Source organism: Flavobacterium covae, from assembly GCF_001534645.1.
GTDB lineage: Bacteria > Bacteroidota > Bacteroidia > Flavobacteriales > Flavobacteriaceae > Flavobacterium > Flavobacterium covae.
This window is the reverse complement of sequence record NZ_CP013992.1, coordinates 836,205-851,758: the sequence shown is the minus strand read 5'-3', so window position 1 is coordinate 851,758 and position 15,554 is coordinate 836,205. Positions and strand designations below refer to the sequence as shown.

Sequence of the window (15,554 nt, the reverse complement as noted above, 5' to 3'; positions counted from 1 at the left end):
TCCCCTCTATGATAGGAATATATTCAGGATAATACTTATACTTTCTTTATTTTATTTTGTTGATTCTTTATTTTTAGCATTTCTTCTCTTGCCTTTAGCATTTCTTCTCTTGCTTTTAACATTTCCTCTCTTGCTTTTAGCATTTCTTCTTTAGCTTTTTTTATTTCGGACTCGCTCTCTTTTTCATTCCAGTTAAAATCAAAATCTTCGGGTTTAATTTTTTTCATTTCAATTTTCATTTGATCTATTTCAGGACGAATATTGTTCATTTTATCATGTAATTTTTGAAAATATTTTTGTGTATTAGATAACGCATCTTCGGTTATTTTTTCAATTTCTTTAGAATCAAATTTCAAAATATTTTCATTATTAAATTTTAACATCATAGGACCTCCTTCTGGGATATTGAATTCAAAATTACCATTAAAATCATTTAGCATTTTTTTATATTCTTCAGAATCAGTTTCTATTGGTTTACCATTTATGATTACTTCAGGTTTTCCATTATTTCGTTTTTTTATAACGATGCTTTTAGTATAATTTTTTAGCGTTTCTTTGGAATCATTTTTTTTATCTAATTGGCTTAGTGTATCTGAAATTTCAGGTATAGCAATTCGTTCATTAGGATCAGATATTAGATCATTTTCTTTTTCTAAAAATGAAAAACCAAAGTAATCTTCTTCATTATTTGATTTATGAAAATTTTTAGATATACTGGGTTCATTTGATTTTCCAAAACCAATTTTATTTTTTATTTTATGAAAATAAATAGGTTTAATGGGTTCTTCTCCCTGAATATGAGTCATTCCTTTTTTACCATCAGCATCTTTATATTCTATTTTTATAGCTGTTATTTCACCTTTTGTATTACGTTTGATCCTAGAAAATTTAAGTGTAATACCAAATCTTTCTTTTGCAATTTTAGCATCGTCTTTCATTTCTTGATCAGTCGAATTTTTATCAGTAGTAATATATAAACCATTAGAGCTTGACTGATTCATGTTTCTTTCTTGTGCTATTGTTCTTATTTGAAAAAAAAATATAAAAACGGCTAACATTGGAATTATTAATGCGTATTTCCAAGATTTTCTTTTTTTTGATTGAGATTGGTTTAACATAATGATTCGATTTTTAATTAATGATGAGTTAAAATGGTTTGAAATTGAAAAATAATTTCGTTGTGTAATTACTTTTAATAATGTTTTTTGATATTTGATTTTATCCTTTGATAAATAACTTGCTTTTTGATCTGCTATATACTCTAAGTTTTGAACAATTGCTTTTTTGTATAACCAAATAAATGGGTTAAACCAGAAAAGAATACAGAATATAGAAGTAATTAGCATATCTATTGTGTGCTTTTCTTTACTATGAACCCTTTCATGTACTAACACATATTGTAATTCCTCTTCGGTATAAAAATCAGAATTATAGACTATATAATTGAAGAATGAAAAGGGAGCAATATCTTTATCTGAATCTACTAATTTGAAAGATCCTTTTCTAATAACGTCTTCTTTACTAAGGAGTTTATACAACGAAAAAAAACTAATGACGAGTCTAATGAATAAAGTCAGAGAAATTATAAAATAAACAGATGCTATTATGATAGTCCAATTAATAAACGATGTGGATTCAGAATAATCTATTGAGCTATAATTTGTAGTTGTTTGTAAAAAAGAAGGATTAGATGTTATTTGAGACCTGATTATAATATATTTACGAATAAAAATAAGAGGTAAAATAACAGATGTTATTAATCCAGATAGTAAAAACCATCTATTTTTGTAAAAAAAAGTTTCTTTACTTACAAAAAAATGATACGCAATATAAAAAATGGTTATCAATATATTTACTTTGGTTATATATGAAATAAGTGTTTCCATATTATTCCTTATTTTCTATTAATTCTAAGATTTCTCTAAGTTCAGCAGCGGAAATTTTTTCTTGTTCTGCAAAAAAGGAAACTAAATTTTTATATGAATTATTAAAGTAGTTTTCAATAGCATTATTAAAAAACTTTTTTCTATATTCTTCCAAGGTAATAATTGGGTAGTATTGATGTGTATTACCAAAAATATAATGGCCTACATAACCTTTGTCTTCTAAATTTCTTATAATTGTAGAAAGGGTATTGTAATGTGGGGTTTCATTTTTTATTTCAGCCATTACGTCTTTTACAAAAGCTTTTTTAAGCTTCCACAAAATTTGCATAATTTCTTCTTCTTTGTTTGTTAACTTTTGCATAATTAAAATCGTTTCTACTACTTTTAATAAGTAAAGCAAAACTAAAACGATGTTTTTAGTTAGGCAACTATTTTTATAGTTGTTTAACTAAAAATTAAGTTATTTTTAAGAAAAAGACAAAACAATCTATTCTTTTTTGAGGGTAAGATTATAGATAAGTATACCTAATAAAACAGCAATGATTCCTAAAAACCCCATAATTAACCAATTTGTCGTATATCCAAAATAATCTACGATAGACATACCTATTTTTGCGCTTATTATATTAGCAGCACTAAAACTCATACTAAAAATAGCCATATATCTGCCTTCATGTCCTTTAGGAGCTCTACTCATAGCAAAAGAGTTTGAAAAAGGAAAAACAAACATTTCGCCCAAAGACATTAAAATCATCATAATTATTAATATTATACTCCATGACGAAACTAAAAGTATAAACATACTTAAAGACATTACAAATGCACCTATCGTAATAATTTTTATTTTATTAATTTGTTTTCTTTCAACATAACTTACAATGGGCATTTCTAAAAAAAAGATAAGTAAACCATTGAACATCAGAAGTAATCCCGATTGAAATTCCGTTAAATTAAACTGAATCTTGTGATAAAGAGGTAAAGTAGTGAAAAGTTGAAAAAACAAAACAGCTATAAGCACACAACAAGATAAGAAAATCCAAAAAAGAGTATCACTAAATACGCTGATGCTATTACTAGATAAACTTTCATCTTTTTTAGAGTTATGCCTATTCGTTTTTATTTTTATAAAATATCTAAAAAGACTAATAGCCAGTATACAAGTTATACCATCAACCCAAAATAACCCTTTATACCCTATTCCCATAATAATTAATCCAGCCATAGCGGGACCTAATGCAAACCCTAAATTAATAGCTAAACGAACTAACGTTAAAGCCCTTGTTCTATTTTCTTTAGTAGCAAAAGTATTTAAGGAAACAAACATGGCAGGTCTATACATATCAGCTATCATCATAATAAGAAAGATTCCTATACATAAACCTATAAATGAAGTGATAAATTGTAAAATAATAAAACAAATACCGCTGGTTAGAAGACTAAAAAGCATGACTCTATAAAAACCTATTTTGTCTGAAAGTTTTCCCCCCAACCACGAACCGATCATAGAACCAATACCAAAACTTACTAAGACCCAACTCACTTCTTTGTAACTAAAATGCAAATCTTCCTTTAAATACTTAGATAAAAAAGGAAGTACCATAGTACCTGCGCGATTGATAAAAGTGGTTAGAGTTAATATCCAAATTTCTCTTGAAAATCCCTTAAAATTGTTAACATAACGAATAATTCCAGCTTTTATCATAATAATGTAATAGTTTTTCAAAAATACTAAACATCAATAGAAAATATATGTAATTTATAGATATTTACTTAATTTTAACAAATGAAAAAATAACATTTATTTATAGTCTTTTATTTTTTTTATCTTTTTGGACAAAAGGAGGCTCTTCAAAAAACACCTTTAAATAAAGAGTTTTTAGATAACTTAAGCACACCTTTAGAAAAAACAGATCTTACTAATTTAAAAGCTTACTTTTTTCTCCTATGAACGACAAATATTTAGTTAAAGCATTTTTTTCAGATGAAAGACGGCAAAATTTTTAAAATGACTACAACAACGGAACACAAAGTAAGGTACAAAAGATATGGTCTTTTAGATTTTAAAATAAAAAACGTAAAAAAAGAATCATCTGTCTATCAAAAGTTAAAAAATAAAAAAGATTTAAAAAATTACTTTTTTATTTCATTTAAAGATAAAACAAACGGAATAACAACCTATGCAAACAGAAAACATTTAGAAATATGTATTCCTAAAAACTCTTCGATATTAGTTAATTCTAATCAATCACCCCCCTATTCTACTTATAATGAAAAATATTCATGCTCTTTAGTACTTTATAAAAATACTTTATCAATCTCCATTCCTACTGGAGTTAAAAAATTTCATGACTGATGAAATATAATTTACATACACATTCATTTAAAAATCAAAAAGAGGTATTAGAAATTGTAAACCAATACCCTTTGGAATTTAATGAAAAAACACCATATTTTTCTATAGGTATACATCCATGGTATATAAAAGAAGAACATATTAGTACAGAATTGAAAATAATAGAAGATAAATTACCATTAAAAAATTGTTTAGCAATAGGAGAATGTGGTTTAGATAAACGAATAGATATAAAATTAGAGGATCAAATACAAGTCTTTGAAAAACAATTAGAACTTGCAAAAAAATATAAAAAACCCTTAATTTTGCACTGCGTTTCAGCTTTTCAGGAAATAATTAGTTTAAAAAAAGCAATAAAAATAGAGGAACCTGTTATCATACATGGCTTTTCTAAGAATATTCAAGTTGCTAAAAGCTTATTAGACAACGGATTTTATCTTTCTTTTGGAAAATATTTAATAAGAAATCCTGAATTAGCATCAGTGTTTAATTATGTACCAGAAGATCGTTTTTTTTTAGAGACAGATACAATAGAAGAAACGATTGAAGAAGTATACAATAAGGCTTCAATAATTAAAGGCAAAAATATAGAAAAATTAATTGAAGCTAATTTTATGAAAGTGTTTCAACTTTAATGAATAAATAAAAAATAAAATTGAATGGCAGTTTGGCAGGAAAGAGCAGAGTTATTATTTAAAACAGAAGGCTTAGAAAAATTAAGAAATTCCAACGTTTTAATTGTAGGAATGGGAGGAGTAGGTTCATTTGCAGCAGAATTTGTAGCACGTGCAGGCGTAGGTAAAATGACTATTGTAGACGGTGATGTAGTTGATATTACAAATATTAATAGACAATTACCCGCTTTACATTCTACTGTAGGAATACCTAAAGTGCAGTTAATGGCCGCACGTATTAAGGATATAAATCCTGACATAAATCTGACTGTTATCGAAGAATTTCTTTCGCCAGAAAGAGCTTATGAGCTTGTTACAGAGGATTTTGATTATGTTATGGATTGTATAGATAGTATTACGCCTAAACTAAATCTTATTATTGCAGCTAAAAAGAAAAAAGTAAAAATAATCAGCAATATGGGAGCTGGAGGCAAGTTCGAAGCAAGTAAAGTATGCGTGAAAGATATTAGTAAAACAGACTATTGTCCATTAGCTAAGCAAGTGCGTAAAAGACTTAAATCAGAAGGAATTTCAGGAGGAGTAAAAGTAGTTTATTCATACGAAAGACCTGATTATTCAAGTGTAAAAATGACCGATGGATCTAATTTTAAGAAGTCATTTTATGGCACGAACAGTTGGATGCCTGCCTTGTTTGGTTTACATGCAGCCGAAAAGGTAATTAGAGATTTACTTAAAAAATAAAAATCCACTATCTTTTTTGCGGATTCTAAGGGCTATCAATTTGAGTTTTTGTTGTGTCTTTTTTTACAACACTCACTTTGGTAGCTATTTTTATAGGTCTGACAGGAATATAAATTTCAGTTACCCAAGAAGAAGCGGACTGGTATGCTGTACTATTTTTAACTAAAACTTCTATTTCTCTATACTTATCACTTTGTTCTAATTTATTTTTTTGCATAAAAGCATATAATTGAGGTATAGCTTTTGCTAAATGAATATAATTTCCTTTTACAGTTGCTTTTACAGTACTTGAAGGATTAATCTGACCACTTAGTATATCACTATCTCCACTCGTATATATTTTTTTCTTTATAGGTATGGCAATAGAGTACTTAAATTGGTTTTGTATACTATCTTTAGCATGGTAAATAAGAAAGGGAGCTCCGTTTATGGGGGTATTTGTACTGGTTAGTATTTTTTGTAATTTAGGAACAAAACGTTTAATCATCAATGGAATTTGTTCTTTTTTAGAAACTATAGGTAGTTGTATATAATAAAGAGTATCTCTTTTTACAAATCCATCTAGTTTTATCTGAAAACTATTAATCTCTCTTGTTAATGTTGTATTTACAAAATTTAAAGCCGATTCAAAACGATCTTCAAAATCGTTTTGTACACCTTTACCTATAATACTAAGAAATTTATCTTTAAATGTTAATTCTCCTTCGGTAGACCAAATAGCTTTGGTCTTATTTTGTAAAGTATCTTTAAACTTTAGCATCAATTTATTTACTGCTTCATTCAAAACAATTTGATGAGAGATAGATTCATTAGAAACTTTTTGGAGTTGAATTACTTTAATTTTTCCATCCTTCCAAGGGTTAATAGAATCCCAATTGGCACGATCACTCACATATTTAAAAGCGATTTCTTTAGAAACCCCTATTAACTTTTCATGTTGTATCTTATATTTTCCATCTTTTGTGGCTACAAATACAGCTATAGTCCCTGTAAGTAATAGCATTAATAAGAATAAGTATTTAGCTACCTTCATGTTTTTAAGTGTAAACTCATGTAAAGCTATAAAAAAATGTTAAAAACGCAAATTTCTTATTGATTTTTGAGTGTTGTTTTTATCAGAAATAAAATTCCGATGAAAATTAAAAAAGAGATCAGTATCCAAAAACTACCTTTGTAATGTAATTTATGTAATTTTATATCTTTTCTGTAAGAAAAAATCATTAATATAACAAAGCAAATAAAAAAAGAAATTGCAAATATAATTTGACCTTGACTAAACATAGTTTTTTATTGCAAAATTAAGTATTAGTATTGGTATATTTTTATTTTAAACATCTTAATTATCATATAAAATTTATAATCAAATAAAAATGGAAAAACAACTCGAATCAGTACGCGTATTTCATCAATCTTTTGGTTTAGGGGTAAAAGAAGTCCCAGTGGCAGATTTAGGCAATGATTTAAACCAACTTCGTTTTAATTTGATGAAAGAAGAAAATGAAGAATATTTAGAAGCAGTTAAAAACAATGATTTAGTAGAAGTTGCAGATGCTTTAGGAGATATGCTTTATATATTATGTGGTACCATTTTAGAGCATGGATTACAATATAAAATAGAAGAAGTTTTTGAAGAAATCCAAAAAAGTAACATGAGCAAACTTGGTATAGATGGAAAACCTATCTATCGAGAAGATGGAAAAGTTTTAAAAGGACCTCATTATTTTAAACCCAATATTGAAAAAATTTTATTTTAAAAACAAAAGTCTGTTCATAAAAAACGAATGATAATTTTTAATTCAGGTTTTAAGGACAGACTTTTTTTGATATAAAAATAAGAAATTACATAATTTTACCCTCTATAATTACTTGATCAATAAGATGGCTTCCAAAAGCGTATGGCAACTGATAATAGGTTGGAATTTCTTTCGTAATAATTAAATTAGCAACTTTTCCTTTCGTGATACTACCATGTGTATCACTGATGCCCATAGCATACGCTCCATTTAACGTGGCTGCATTAATGGCTTCTTCAGGAGTCATTTTCATTTTAATGCAAGCAGTAGCTACTACAAAATTCATGTTTCCTGACGGAGTAGTACCAGGATTAAAATCAGTAGCAAGAGCTAACGGAAGACCTGCTTCTATCATTTTTCTGGCAGGTGTATATGGTATACTAATAAAGTATGAACAACTAGGTAATGCTACAGGCATGGTATTTGAATTCTTTAATACTTCAATATCATGATCCGTTACAATTTCTAAATGATCAACACTAAGAGCTTGGTGTTTTACACAGGCCTCAATTCCGTTAATGGCAGTAAATTGATTAACGTGAATTTTAGCTCGTAAGCCATATTCCTGACCTGCTTTCATAATACGTTCTGTTTCTTCAACAGAAAAATAACCTGTTTCTAAAAAAGCATCTATATAATCAGCGAAGTTTTCTTTAGCAATTATAGGCAGCATTTCATTTATAATTAGATCTATATAAGCACTATGATTTTCTTTGTAGGAAGCAGGAAAGGCATGAGCTCCTAAAAAAGTAGATTTGATTTTAATAGGATATTGCTTTGCTAATTTTTTAATAACCCGTAACATTTTAAGTTCTCCTTCAACTGTTAACCCGTAACCAGACTTTATTTCAATAGCTCCTGTGCCTTGTTGGATAACTTCTTCTAATCTAATTTTTGATTGTTCAAAAATTTCTTCTTCAGAGGTTTCATTTAATTTTTTTGCAGAGTTTAAAATCCCACCTCCTTTTTGAGCAATTTCTTCGTATGATAGGCCCTTGATTCGGTCTACAAATTCTTGTACTCTGTTGCCCGCATACACAAGATGTGTATGACTATCACACCAAGTAGGTAAAACTACTTTTCCTTTAGCATCTATAATATGAGCATCTACTTTTTCCGGACAGTTTTCCATAGGTCCAAAATCAGAAATAAGATTATCCTCAATTAATAAATACGCATTGTTGATTTTTGGAAGTTCAGCCATATCTTTTCCTGAAACTTTCAGAATAGATTGTTCTCTTATTTGTAATAATTCTTGTATGTTTATAATTAATTTTTTCATCTTTATAAAAATAGTCTTGCTAAAGTACTTTGTTTTATAGTATTCAACAAAAAAAATGTTTTTTAAAAAGAAATCAGATGTTTTTTTTAGAATAATAATCTTATTAAACTGTTCTTTTTACTCTAAAAATAGATATAAAAGACTGATTTTAATAGCCTTTATAAAAATAAGATAAATGATTTTCAAGAAATAAAAAAGATAACAGTATTATAGATTCTTCATATAAAAGTGTGTTAAAAAATTATTATCAAAAAAAAGAAACTACGTTTTTTAAGAAGACATCATTAAACGCACTAAAACTGCTTATTTTTTTAACAGTTTTTTGTCTTTTAAAATATATTTTTGTGTTGTACTAAAAAGAAATGAATCTTGCGAAAAATAAAATATAAAAAAGGAAAAAAAATAATTCCTACTTTTTTAGAGTATACAGGAAGTTATAAAAGTATACCCACCACCATGCAGTTATTTGTTTATGATACACATACTCTAGTAGAAAGTGCTGATGGATTTTTTGAAGAAATGATTGTAGATGTAGATCTAAAAAAACAAAATTGGATTAATATTCATGGATTAACAGATTTAGAAAAAATTCAAAAAATAGGTGCTTTTTTAAATGTTGATAAATTTATTTTAGGAGATATTCTTAATACAACAAAACGCACAAAAATAGATGAGTATCATAATGTCCTCTTTTTTAGCATCAAGTCTATTTTACCCATTGAGCATTCTGATAATATAAAGGTAGAGCAGATATCGTTTTTATTAAAAGAAGGAATTTTAACTTCTTTTCAAGAAAAGAAGAGTGATTTTTTTGCACATATAAGAGAGCGCATCCGAACACATTCAGGTATAGTACGTGATAAAGAAGTTGATTATTTATTGTATTTATTATTAGATGCTATCATAGAAAATTTTTTTATAACAATAGAGGCAGAAGAAGATAAAGTAGAGGCGTTAATTAATATTTCTAAAACAAATTCTAAACCCGAAATATTAGAGCAAATAGAAAAACATCGAGACAATTTTAATTTTTTAAAACGTTCAATAATTCCTTTACGAGATTCATTATACTCTATAAGAACAACAAAAGACGACAATGTATTTAATGTAATAAAAAAGGAAAATTATAGTTTTTTTGAACGATTACATCAAAAATGTTTAGAGTTATTAGAGCAAATAGAATATGATTTAACAACTTTAGAGAGTGCTTCAAATTTTTATTTTGCTTCACAAAGCCACAAGATGAATGAGGTAATGAAAACTTTAACTATAGTTTCCGTATTTTTTATGCCTTTGACTTTTATAGTAGGTGTTTATGGAATGAATTTTGACAATATGCCTGAATTACACTGGAAATATGGTTATTTTATGGTATTAGTTTCTATGGTGATATTATTAATAGCTATGGCAATTTATTTTAAATGGAGAAAATGGTTCTAGGATAAAAATAACATTTAATTGTTTTAAAAAAGAAAACTTTAGTAAATAAAAAAAGAGTCATAATTATTGGCTATAATAAATAGTATTTTTACTTTTGTAGAGTATACAAAAAAATCCGGAAAATGTTTGAATTTCAACAGTATTTAGGTTTCTTACTTTTCTTAACCATTTTAACTATGGGATTTTGGTTAATGATTTTCTTAATTAATTTCGTATTCTATTGGGTAGGAGGTTATTTATGGAATGAATACAAAGAAAAGAGAGCTAATAGAGAAAGCTTAAAACAGTAATTTTATTATTGTTTTAAACAAAAAGCCCCACAAATGGGGCTTTTTTAATTATACTACCCCCCCATATAATCATTATCATTACCATCATGATTTAGTCTCTGCTTAGAATCTTTTTCTTTTTCGGTTTTTGATTTGTTAAAACGATAAGTAAAAGATAAAGTAGCTACACGCATACGATTTTGCATTTCAGAATAAGAATTTACACTTGGTAAATTTAAATCACGTATCATCTTACGTGAATTAAAAACATCATTGATATTAAAGGCTAAAGTAGCTTTATCCTTTAGGATGTCTTTACTAAATCCTAAATTAAGTACTGCAACTCCTTCTTGAACTCCTTGTGCTATTTTTTGTGATGCGTTGTAAGTAAAATTAGATTGAAAATCAATTTTATAAGGTAAATTAATTCTTGAATTTAAACGTGCTGTCCAAGTAGAAGATTTAAAATTAAAATCTTGAACAATTAATTCATTTTTGGTATTGGTATATTGATAATCTCCTTTTGTAATATTATAGAAAAAGTTAGCATTAGCATTTAATTTCCACCATTTTTTTAAGGTATAATTAGCTGTAATTTCTAGGCCATATTTATCGTCTATTGAAAGATTAAATGGTGTATTAATGATTACAGGAGTACCATCAATAAAATCACCTCTTTCTTTACGAATAACCTGAAAAGCATCTTTTGTATGATTTAAATAAACAGAGGTATTTAATGTCAATTGATTCCACTTCTTTAAAAAACCAATATCAAAAGCGTCACTATAAGCAGGATTAATATCAGGATTCCCTTGAAATAAGTTAATATTACTTGTATAAGAAGCAAAAGGATTAATAAAACGATCTCTCGGTCTAGTAATACGTTTGCTATAATTGGTGGATATACTTGTATTTTTCCCTAATTCATAAGTTAAGAAAACGCTTGGAAAAAAATTATTGTAATTTTTTGATTTAAAAATTTGCGAGGTCAATTGATTGATTTCTATATGTGAATTTTCCAGACGCACTCCTAAAAGATAGGATATTTTATTCATTTTAGACCCAAATTGTGTGTAAAACGCATTTACATTTTCTACATAGTTCATTGTATTAGAAAAACCTATAATATTTTCAAAAATACCTGTATTTGTATTAAAATTTTGTACAGAAAAATCAGCTAATAACTTTACAAAATTACCACGATAGCCTGCTTCAAATTGGGAATCTTTTTTTAAAGGTAGTACATAGTCTAATTGTAATAAATTTCGTAGTTGTGTATCGTGTTTTTTACTACGTTCGTTTCTAACAAATTGATTGTTATTTAGGATTATTTGTAAAATATCAGAATCATCTTTATCCGTGTTTTTTGAAAAAGCACCATCAAAAGTAATTTTATGTCCTTCTTTTTTAAAATTTTTAGTAAAATTAGTGGTATATTCTACATTATCACCTGTAGATACTAATTGATTATCACGTTTAGATGTATTGTTATAAATTTTATTAGCATCAAAGTTATAGTATAAAACGGCTTCATTATTTCCCCCTTTGTTATTTCTATAATTAAAAGCATTGGTCCAAGATGTATTCTTACTGATAGCAATTTCAAGACCAAAATTTAAGTTGATTCCCTTAGCATACTTTTCGCTTTCTCTTCTTTCTTCTAAATAAGAATCTAAAAGCCCCGTTTTTTTATTAAAAGTTTCTTGATCAATTTTTGTTCTTCCTGGATTAGCACGATCATTATAACCTACGGTTGAAAAAAAATTTATCATTTCATTTTTGTAATTTACGTTAGTAGAAAGACTATTGTTTTTTGGTGTTCCTACTGCCACTATAATACTTCCATTAATTCCTTGGTTTTTACCTTGTTTAAGAATTATATTAATGATTCCTCCTCCTCCTTCAGCATCATAACGAGCAGAAGGTGTTGTAACCGTTTCTACTTTATCTATTGCATCGGCAGGAATCATTTTTAGAGCATCAGTTACACTAACTGCATTAGTTGGTTTACCATCTATCAAGATTCTAACATTTTCATTCCCTCTTAGGGCTACAGTTCCTTCACTACTGATAGAAATAGAAGGAATATTATCAAGAACATCACTTACAGTTCCTCCTCTAACTAATATATCTTTACCTACAGTAAAAACTTTTTTATCAAGTTTTAGATCTACCGTTGTTCGTTCAGATCTTACCACTACTTCACTTAATATTTTAGCATCAGGCTCTAAGGAAATAATTCCAATATCTAAATTTTCGTTGTATAATTTAGGAGTGGTTAATAAAGTCTTAAATGATAAATATTCATATTTTAATATAAAATTACCCGATGTATTTTGAAGAGTAAATTCTCCTTTTAAATCGGTAACTGTACCATTAACAGGTTTATTGTTACTCGGATTAATAACAGTTATGGTGGCATATTCAAGTGGTTGCTGAGTTGTCTTATCAACAAGCCTACCTGTAATTGTGATTTTCTTAATAAATTGTTTTTCTTGTGCATTAAAAACAATTGTAAAAAGAATAAAAAAGAGAAATAGTATTTTTTTCATTTAGAGGGAATTAATGGGTAAAATTAACGGATATGCTTGAATTAAAAAATTAATAAAATGTTAATTTATAAAATTTCATTGATCCGTTCAGTAGGTCTTGCAATGACAGCCTTATCCCCTTTAACTACAATGGGTCTTTCTATAAGTTTGGGAAACTCTACCATTGCCTGAATAATTTCCTCCTCGTTTAATTCTTTCGATTTAAAATTCTCAATCCAGATAGTTTCCTTTTTCCGAACTAAATCAATAGCAGGTATATTTAATTTTTTTAATAAATCTTTCAAATCTTCTGCAGTAGGTGTGTTTTCTAAATAGTTAACAACTTCAAAATTTTGATTTTGATTTTCTAAAAAACAAACTCCGTCTCTTGATTTAGAACAACGGGTATTATGGTAAATTGTAATCATAAATTAAAATATTTTTTTTGTAACAAAAATAGATTAAATTGCTCTTATACTTTAAAAATAAATATATGTTTTTAGAACAAGCTTTTTTTAATGGAAATAAATTTTGGAAATACCTTTTAGGAACCTTTATTATTTTTATTTTTACTTTAATAGGGCAAATACCCTTTATGATTGCTGTTTTTTCTAAATTAGAAGAAAAAAGAGATACTATTTATGGAAAAGATGAGACAGCTCTTTTACAAGTTTTAGATAGTAATTTTCAACTTTTTCTAATGTTATTAAGTTTTGTTTTTGCTTTTTTGGGTTTTATTTTTGTCGTTAAAACGTTGCACAAACAACCTCTTGTTAAAATTATTACAAGTAGAGCATCTATAGACTGGAATCGTATTCTTTTTTCGTTTACCGTTTGGGCTGTTCTTCAGGTTTTAATATTATTAGTTTCTTATTTTATATCACCTGCTGATTACCAATTAAATTTTGAATTAAAACCTTTTTTAATCTTGTTTTTTATAGCTTTATTCATGATTCCTATACAAACTTCCATAGAAGAATTAATGTTTAGAGGTTATTTAATGCAAGGTTTTGCATTAGTATTTAAAAATAAATTAATACCCTTATTTTTTACTTCTGTTTTGTTTGGAGTATTACACATCAGTAATCCTGAAGTCGCTAAATTAGGTAATATCCTAGTAGTCTATTATATAGGTACAGGCCTATTTTTAGGCATTATAACTTTGATGGATGAAGGAATGGAACTTTCATTAGGATTTCATGCCGCAAATAATTTAATTACCGCTTTGTTGGTAACTTCCAAATGGACTGTGTTACAAACGGCATCAGTTCTAAAGGATGTTTCTAATCCAAAATTAAGTTTCGAACTTTTTTTACCAATAGTTATAATTTTTCCTATTTTATTAATGATTTTCTCTAATAAATATCATTGGAAAAATTGGGAAGAAAAATTAAAAGGTACGATTTTAATACAAAATAAATAATGATAATTCATTCGGAATTTAAATTAAATGGAATATCTTATGATGCAAAAACTTTGTCTTTTTGGGCAAAAGAAAAAAGCAAAGTAGGAAAAGAATACGAAAAAATTATAGGAACATTCTTTTTAGAATGGTTAAATAATGATTCTGATCTAAAAGTGCAAACATCAGGAACAACAGGAACGGCTAAACAAATAGCACTAAAAAAAAGAGCGATGATTTATTCCGCTAAAAGCACAGGTGCCTTTTTTGATTTAAATGCAGGATCAAAAGCATTATGCTGTTTACCCGTTAAATATATTGCAGGTAAAATGATGTTAGTTAGAGCAATGGTGCTAGGATGGGATTTAACCATTGTAGAGCCAAGTTCATCTCCTTTAAAGGATTCTTATCTTAAATATGATTTTGTAGCTATGGTTCCTTTACAAGTTCAACAATCATTAGAAAAATTATCAAATATTAAAATTGTATTAATAGGAGGAGCAAAAGTAAATCCCAATTTAGCTCAAAAACTAATTAAAAATAAGGTTAATGCTTATGAATCTTATAGTATGACCGAAACTATTACACATATTGCATTAAAAAAAATAGGAACAGAAAGTTTTAAATTATTATCAGGGATAACAATTAGTCAAGATCAAAGAGGATGTTTAATAATAGATGCACCTAATATAAATGATGAAATGATAGTGACTAACGATTTAATAGAATTAGTTTCCGAAACAGAATTTATATGGAAAGGAAGAGTAGATCATGTTATCAATAGTGGGGGTATAAAATTATTTCCTGAACAAATAGAAGCTAAATTAATAGAAAAAATCACACAACGTTTTTTTATATATGGTTTACCTGATGAACGATTAGGAGAAAAAATCATACTCGTAATAGAAGGATTAAAAAAAGATACAAACCCCTCTATTTTTAGTGAATTAACTCATTATGAAACACCTAAGCAAGTGGTTTTTATAACTAAATTTGAAGAAACGGAAACAGGAAAAATAAAAAGAAAAGAAACTGTATTAAAATATATGTGAATTATAAAAAAGGCTACCAAAAATAATATATTAAAACTCATAAGCTTATTATTTTGAGTATTGATATGAAACATTTTCATACAGTCCCACTAAACTAACAGTCTGAAACATACCCCAAAAAAATTCCCATAGCGTACTCTAATCTTAAAATTACTATTCTTCAGAGTACA

At 27.3% G+C, this 15,554-nt stretch carries 15 protein-coding genes; 8 read left to right on the top strand and 7 right to left on the bottom strand.

From position 1 onward, the window contains the following. Positions 1-35: 35 nt before the first annotated feature. The 3 genes from AWN65_RS03725 to AWN65_RS03715 form a co-directional block, all read right to left on the bottom strand. Positions 36-1,886 carry a M56 family metallopeptidase gene (locus AWN65_RS03725; protein ID WP_060381932.1) on the bottom strand — a complete coding sequence of 617 codons (1,851 nt, stop codon included), beginning with the start codon at positions 1,884-1,886 and terminating at the stop codon, positions 36-38. 1 nt (position 1,887) lies between these two features. After that, positions 1,888-2,247, bottom strand: a complete 360-nt coding sequence (locus AWN65_RS03720) for a BlaI/MecI/CopY family transcriptional regulator (RefSeq protein ID WP_060381931.1) — start codon at positions 2,245-2,247, stop codon at positions 1,888-1,890. Between the two features lie 126 nt (positions 2,248-2,373). After that, on the bottom strand, positions 2,374-3,588 hold the full coding sequence (locus tag AWN65_RS03715) for an MDR family MFS transporter (protein WP_060381930.1): 1,215 nt from the start codon (positions 3,586-3,588) through the stop codon (positions 2,374-2,376). 279 nt (positions 3,589-3,867) lie between these two features. Here AWN65_RS03715 and AWN65_RS03710 point away from each other — a divergent pair, with 279 nt between their 5' ends. Genes AWN65_RS03710 through AWN65_RS03700 form a run of 3 tightly spaced genes read left to right on the top strand, consistent with a single transcriptional unit; the run spans position 3,868 to position 5,615 of the window. Continuing rightward, the gene (locus AWN65_RS03710) at positions 3,868-4,239 is read left to right on the top strand and encodes a DUF1684 domain-containing protein (RefSeq protein ID WP_060381929.1); all 372 of its coding nucleotides are present in this window, start codon (positions 3,868-3,870) and stop codon (positions 4,237-4,239) included. Next, complete coding sequence (locus tag AWN65_RS03705; RefSeq protein ID WP_060381928.1) at positions 4,239-4,874, top strand: TatD family hydrolase; 636 nt, start codon at positions 4,239-4,241, stop codon at positions 4,872-4,874. The genes AWN65_RS03710 and AWN65_RS03705 overlap by 1 nt, the downstream gene beginning before the upstream one ends. A gap of 24 nt (positions 4,875-4,898) precedes the next feature. Next, positions 4,899-5,615, top strand: a complete 717-nt coding sequence (locus tag AWN65_RS03700) for a tRNA threonylcarbamoyladenosine dehydratase (protein ID WP_060381927.1) — start codon at positions 4,899-4,901, stop codon at positions 5,613-5,615. A gap of 25 nt (positions 5,616-5,640) precedes the next feature. On the opposite strand, the gene AWN65_RS03695 is transcribed toward AWN65_RS03700, so the two are convergent. After that, entirely contained in the window at positions 5,641-6,648 is a 1,008-nt protein-coding gene (locus AWN65_RS03695) for a GyrI-like domain-containing protein (protein WP_060381926.1), read from the bottom strand. Between the two features lie 337 nt (positions 6,649-6,985). Here AWN65_RS03695 and AWN65_RS03685 point away from each other — a divergent pair, with 337 nt between their 5' ends. Then, positions 6,986-7,369: a pyrophosphohydrolase domain-containing protein gene (locus AWN65_RS03685; protein ID WP_060381925.1), complete on the top strand. Its 384-nt coding sequence runs from the start codon at positions 6,986-6,988 to the stop codon at positions 7,367-7,369. An 85-nt stretch (positions 7,370-7,454) separates the two neighbouring features. On the opposite strand, the gene hutI is transcribed toward AWN65_RS03685, so the two are convergent. After that, positions 7,455-8,690, bottom strand: a complete 1,236-nt coding sequence (hutI, locus tag AWN65_RS03680) for an imidazolonepropionase (RefSeq protein WP_060381924.1) — start codon at positions 8,688-8,690, stop codon at positions 7,455-7,457. Between the two features lie 369 nt (positions 8,691-9,059). Here hutI and corA point away from each other — a divergent pair, with 369 nt between their 5' ends. Further along, entirely contained in the window at positions 9,060-10,130 is a 1,071-nt protein-coding gene (gene corA, locus AWN65_RS03675; protein ID WP_060381923.1) for a magnesium/cobalt transporter CorA, read from the top strand. A 122-nt stretch (positions 10,131-10,252) separates the two neighbouring features. Further along, on the top strand, positions 10,253-10,420 hold the full coding sequence (locus tag AWN65_RS15010; protein ID WP_014165448.1) for a hypothetical protein: 168 nt from the start codon (positions 10,253-10,255) through the stop codon (positions 10,418-10,420). 53 nt (positions 10,421-10,473) lie between these two features. Here AWN65_RS15010 and AWN65_RS03665 read toward each other — a convergent pair whose 3' ends face one another. Continuing rightward, positions 10,474-12,951 (bottom strand): TonB-dependent receptor domain-containing protein, encoded by a 2,478-nt coding sequence (locus AWN65_RS03665; RefSeq protein WP_060381922.1) that lies wholly within the window; start codon positions 12,949-12,951, stop codon positions 10,474-10,476. A 65-nt stretch (positions 12,952-13,016) separates the two neighbouring features. Then, complete coding sequence (arsC, locus tag AWN65_RS03660) at positions 13,017-13,358, bottom strand: arsenate reductase (glutaredoxin) (protein ID WP_060381921.1); 342 nt, start codon at positions 13,356-13,358, stop codon at positions 13,017-13,019. A 65-nt stretch (positions 13,359-13,423) separates the two neighbouring features. Here arsC and AWN65_RS03655 point away from each other — a divergent pair, with 65 nt between their 5' ends. Further along, the gene (locus tag AWN65_RS03655; protein ID WP_060381920.1) at positions 13,424-14,353 is read left to right on the top strand and encodes a CPBP family intramembrane glutamic endopeptidase; all 930 of its coding nucleotides are present in this window, start codon (positions 13,424-13,426) and stop codon (positions 14,351-14,353) included. Beyond that, positions 14,353-15,384, top strand: coding sequence for an AMP-binding protein (locus AWN65_RS03650; protein WP_060381919.1), 1,032 nt, complete (start codon positions 14,353-14,355; stop codon positions 15,382-15,384). The genes AWN65_RS03655 and AWN65_RS03650 overlap by 1 nt, the downstream gene beginning before the upstream one ends. Positions 15,385-15,554 lie beyond the last annotated feature (170 nt).

Bases quoted from the DNA above. Each gene is read 5' to 3' on its own strand.
- AWN65_RS03650 (WP_060381919.1), top strand. From the start codon at position 14,353: ATGATAATTCATTCGGAATTTAAATTAAATGGAATATCTTATGATGCA.
- AWN65_RS03700 (WP_060381927.1), top strand. From the start codon at position 4,899: ATGGCAGTTTGGCAGGAAAGAGCAGAGTTATTATTTAAAACAGAAGGC.
- AWN65_RS03665 (WP_060381922.1), bottom strand. From the start codon at position 12,951: ATGAAAAAAATACTATTTCTCTTTTTTATTCTTTTTACAATTGTTTTT.
- hutI (WP_060381924.1), bottom strand. From the start codon at position 8,690: ATGAAAAAATTAATTATAAACATACAAGAATTATTACAAATAAGAGAA.
- AWN65_RS03695 (WP_060381926.1), bottom strand. From the start codon at position 6,648: ATGAAGGTAGCTAAATACTTATTCTTATTAATGCTATTACTTACAGGG.
- AWN65_RS03720 (WP_060381931.1), bottom strand. From the start codon at position 2,247: ATGCAAAAGTTAACAAACAAAGAAGAAGAAATTATGCAAATTTTGTGG.
- AWN65_RS03725 (WP_060381932.1), bottom strand. From the start codon at position 1,886: ATGGAAACACTTATTTCATATATAACCAAAGTAAATATATTGATAACC.
- AWN65_RS15010 (WP_014165448.1), top strand. From the start codon at position 10,253: ATGTTTGAATTTCAACAGTATTTAGGTTTCTTACTTTTCTTAACCATT.
- AWN65_RS03715 (WP_060381930.1), bottom strand. From the start codon at position 3,588: ATGATAAAAGCTGGAATTATTCGTTATGTTAACAATTTTAAGGGATTT.
- AWN65_RS03710 (WP_060381929.1), top strand. From the start codon at position 3,868: ATGAAAGACGGCAAAATTTTTAAAATGACTACAACAACGGAACACAAA.
- AWN65_RS03655 (WP_060381920.1), top strand. From the start codon at position 13,424: ATGTTTTTAGAACAAGCTTTTTTTAATGGAAATAAATTTTGGAAATAC.
- AWN65_RS03685 (WP_060381925.1), top strand. From the start codon at position 6,986: ATGGAAAAACAACTCGAATCAGTACGCGTATTTCATCAATCTTTTGGT.
- AWN65_RS03705 (WP_060381928.1), top strand. From the start codon at position 4,239: ATGAAATATAATTTACATACACATTCATTTAAAAATCAAAAAGAGGTA.
- arsC (WP_060381921.1), bottom strand. From the start codon at position 13,358: ATGATTACAATTTACCATAATACCCGTTGTTCTAAATCAAGAGACGGA.